4 protein-coding genes are annotated in these 3263 nt (G+C 70.0%); 2 read left to right on the forward strand and 2 right to left on the reverse strand.

What is annotated here, in order from left to right:
* Window positions 1-196: 196 nt before the first annotated feature.
* Both GJ629_RS15140 and GJ629_RS15145 read left to right on the forward strand, forming a co-directional pair.
* Window positions 197-436 (forward strand): hypothetical protein, encoded by a 240-nt coding sequence (locus GJ629_RS15140; RefSeq protein WP_157513760.1) that lies wholly within the window; start codon window positions 197-199, stop codon window positions 434-436.
* A 39-nt stretch (window positions 437-475) separates the two neighbouring features.
* Window positions 476-1147, forward strand: a complete 672-nt coding sequence (locus tag GJ629_RS15145; RefSeq protein WP_370515932.1) for a helix-turn-helix domain-containing protein — start codon at window positions 476-478, stop codon at window positions 1145-1147.
* Window position 1148: 1 nt separating this feature from the next.
* Here GJ629_RS15145 and GJ629_RS16490 read toward each other — a convergent pair whose 3' ends face one another.
* Both GJ629_RS16490 and GJ629_RS15150 read right to left on the reverse strand, forming a co-directional pair.
* Complete coding sequence (locus GJ629_RS16490) at window positions 1149-2144, reverse strand: hypothetical protein (RefSeq protein ID WP_197428661.1); 996 nt, start codon at window positions 2142-2144, stop codon at window positions 1149-1151.
* Window positions 2054-3263: type IV pilin N-terminal domain-containing protein (locus GJ629_RS15150; RefSeq protein WP_231754664.1), on the reverse strand; the 1210-nt coding region annotated here is incomplete at its 5' end. The genes GJ629_RS16490 and GJ629_RS15150, both read right to left, overlap by 91 nt.

Raw genomic sequence — 3263 nt, forward strand, 5'->3', positions numbered from 1 at the left:
GGAGGAACCCGGGTCCGTATCGACGAGCACGGACCGGCGTGACGCCGCTGGCGAAGTACCTCGCTGACGTGGCCGCCGAGACGCGCGAGAGATAGCGGCCGCCGCGGACGAGCTCGACGGCGAAGACGGCGATGACGATGACGACGAGGCCGGCAGCGGAAACGGCGGTGGGGGCGGCGGCGCGGTTCGGGGCCTCGTGAACGCCCTCGACGCCGTCGCCGCGGCCGCCGAGCGGACCGCCGAGGACGCGGCCACCGGCAACCGCCGAGCGGTCGAGAACCGTCTCGCGTCGGTCGCCACCCGACTGGAGAACGTCCGGACGCGGCTCTCGGAGGCCCGTGGCTCGATTCCCGAGGAACTTTCGCGTGCGGTCGAAAACCGCCTCGAACAGAGCCGTCGCCGCCGCGAGCAGGCCGCCGCGGCCGAGAAACTCTGACCCGTAGCGTTTTTTCGGTGGTCCGTGAACTGACCCCCAGTGAAGTACCTCGACATCAGGTTGCGCCAACCGGAGTGGATGATGCACCCGATGCAGGTGTTCGCCAAGCGCTCGGACGCCGTCGAGTACGAGGAGCTACAGGCCTGGAACCTCATCGGGAGCCAGTTGAACGTCGAGTACGAACTGTTCTACGTCGAGGGCGACCGACAACCCTACGAGGCGAAACTCGACAGCGTCGACTCCATTCGCTGGTACGACCTGACGCCCATCGACGACGGCGCGTTCTACGTCTACGTCTGCCAACAGCGCCGCGAGGAGGACGTCGTCTGGCAGGAGGCGTTCGCGGCGCTTGACTTACTGGTCGTCCCGCCGGTCGTCTACGACGACAGCGGCGAGTTCTCGATGACCGTCGTCGGCGAGGGCGAGGAGTTCCAGACGTTGCTGGAGGGCCTCCCCGAGGATATCGACGTGACCGTCGAGACTGTCGGGGAGTACGACCGGCGGCACGTCCCCGTCGCCGGCGACCTCACCGACCGCCAACTGGCGGCCGTCAGCACCGCCGTCGAGGTCGGCTACTACGAGGTGCCCCGCGAGGGGAGCGTCGAGGAGGTGGCCGCGCGACTGGACTGTGCCGCCTCGACGGCCTCGAAACTGCTCCAGCGAGCGGAGGCGTCGGTCCTCTCACGGGTCGTCGACTACCACGGCCGGTAGGTCAGCCCTCGACCGGGAGTTCGACGTGTGCGTCCCACGCCTCGTGGACGACGACGAGCAGTTCCGTGTCCTCGCCCACGTCGAGCGTGACCGAGTCGCCGGCCTCGACAGTGTCGTGTGACCCCGCCCAGCGGGTCGTCTCGCCGGTGAACTCCCCCGACGGGGAGATGACCCTGAGCCGTTCGGGGTCCAGTTCCGCGTCTGTTTCCGAGGTGAGCGTCGCCTCGCCGGCCGCGGCGTCGTAGGAGAGGTCGAATTCGAACGGCGGGTGGACGGTCCCCTCGAACACCGTCTTCGACTCCCCGTCGGCGACGAACTCGACCGCGACCGCGTCCCCTGTGGCGGCGTCGAGCGAGACGGCGTCGCCGTTCGACACCGTCCCCGAGAAGCCGTCGACGGCCGCTCCGTCGACCGTGACCGACAGCGACGCCGCCGGCCACTCGCCCTCGCCCGCGAACAGGAGGGCGGAGCCGTCTATCTCGAACGACAGGACACGTCGGAGGAAGACCGTCCCGACGTGCATCGGCTCGTCCGGTTCGGTCCACTCGACCAGAATCCGGCGGAACACCCCGTCGATAGCGACCGCGTCACCGTCTTCCAGTCGGTCGTGGGCCGCCGCGAACAGTCTCTCGCCCTCCCGGCCGTCGACGGTCACGGTGAACGACTCGGCATCGAAAGTGCGCTCGCCCCGGTAGACGAGGGCGATACCGCCGTCGCCGTCGGGCCGTACCCCGAAGGAGGCCGACGGCCGCAAGCGGTGGTCGAACACGGTCGCCGGACCACCCTCGCCGACCCACTCGACGGTGACTCGCTCGCCCGCCTCACCGCCGAGGGGGACCGAATCGCCGGTTTCGAGGGTGTCGTGGGCGTCCGACAGCCCCGTCCCGGGGGTCTCACCGCCGACGGTCAGCCGGTAGTTCGCGGCCGGGTGGGCCGTCTCACCCCGGTAGACGAGGCGGCGGTCGGCGTCCGATTCGACGTGGAACGCGCCGGGCACTTCGGGACGGACGATAGCGAGCGACGTCGAGACGCCGCCGGTGTCGGACTCGTAACTGGCCAGCAGCGACACCCGGTCGCGTACGAGACGCCCTCGATGACGATATCGGTGCCCGGGTCGAGCGTCCCGTACCGCTCCGAGAGCGGTTCGGTGGTCGTCTCGTCCGGCGGTCGTCGCTCGCCCGTCCCCGACCGGTGAGATATTTCGAGTCGGTCGGTCGCCTCGACCGGCCGCTCACCGGTGTAGGTGAACGTCACGGACTCGGTCGCCGGGTCGTACGCCGACTCGAAGGCGTCACGGGGAACCGCGAGTTCGGTAGCGATGGGGCGGGTGAGTCCCGCCTCCGGGTCCGCCCACTCGATTGTGACGTACGCGAACGGGTCCACGGCGACCGTCACGCTGTCGCCGGCCTCGAACGTCCCGTCGCTCCACGGGTTCTCGACCGGGTCGTCCTCGACCAGCAACGTCAGTCGGTCGGTGTCGACGCTGTCACCGCCGCGGTGTTCGAGCGTCACGGTCCCGTCCTCGCCGTCGTATCGGGCCTCGATACCGACCGATGGCATCCGTTCGCGGACCGCCTCGGAGGGGTAGTCAGCCCGCAGCGTCGCGACGGCGACGCGCCCGTCCTGCTCGACGGACACGTCGTCCACTCCCTCAGAGACGGACTCGGTGAACGATGTCTCGAGCGCGTCGGCGTCGGCGGCCGACTCGTCCTCGAACACCGCGGCCAGGGACATCTGGACCGTCGTCGAGTCGACACGGCGGCCCCCGAATGCGACGGCCTCGGCGCCGTCCACGTCCGTAATCGGCGCACCGGACCCGTCCTCGGAGTAGGAGGGGTACAACTCGACCCCCTCGTACTCACTGACCTGTGCCAGCGCCAGCGTCGCGTCCGCCGACAGCGGCGTCTCCTCGTCGATGGCGTCGCCAGTGGCGTCCGTCCCGGCCGGCCACGCCTCGCCGTCCGAGCGCATCGCGGCGACGAACAGGCCGTCCTCGCGGTGGACGGACGGTTCCGACGCGGCCAGCGGGAACGTCGGTTCGTCGGCGTCGAAGGTCCCGAGGACGACGGCGAGAGTGTGCCCCGGACCGTACTCCGCGGCGGCCATCCGGTCGACG

The organism is Halapricum sp. CBA1109, assembly GCF_009741825.1.
GTDB lineage: Archaea > Halobacteriota > Halobacteria > Halobacteriales > Haloarculaceae > Halapricum.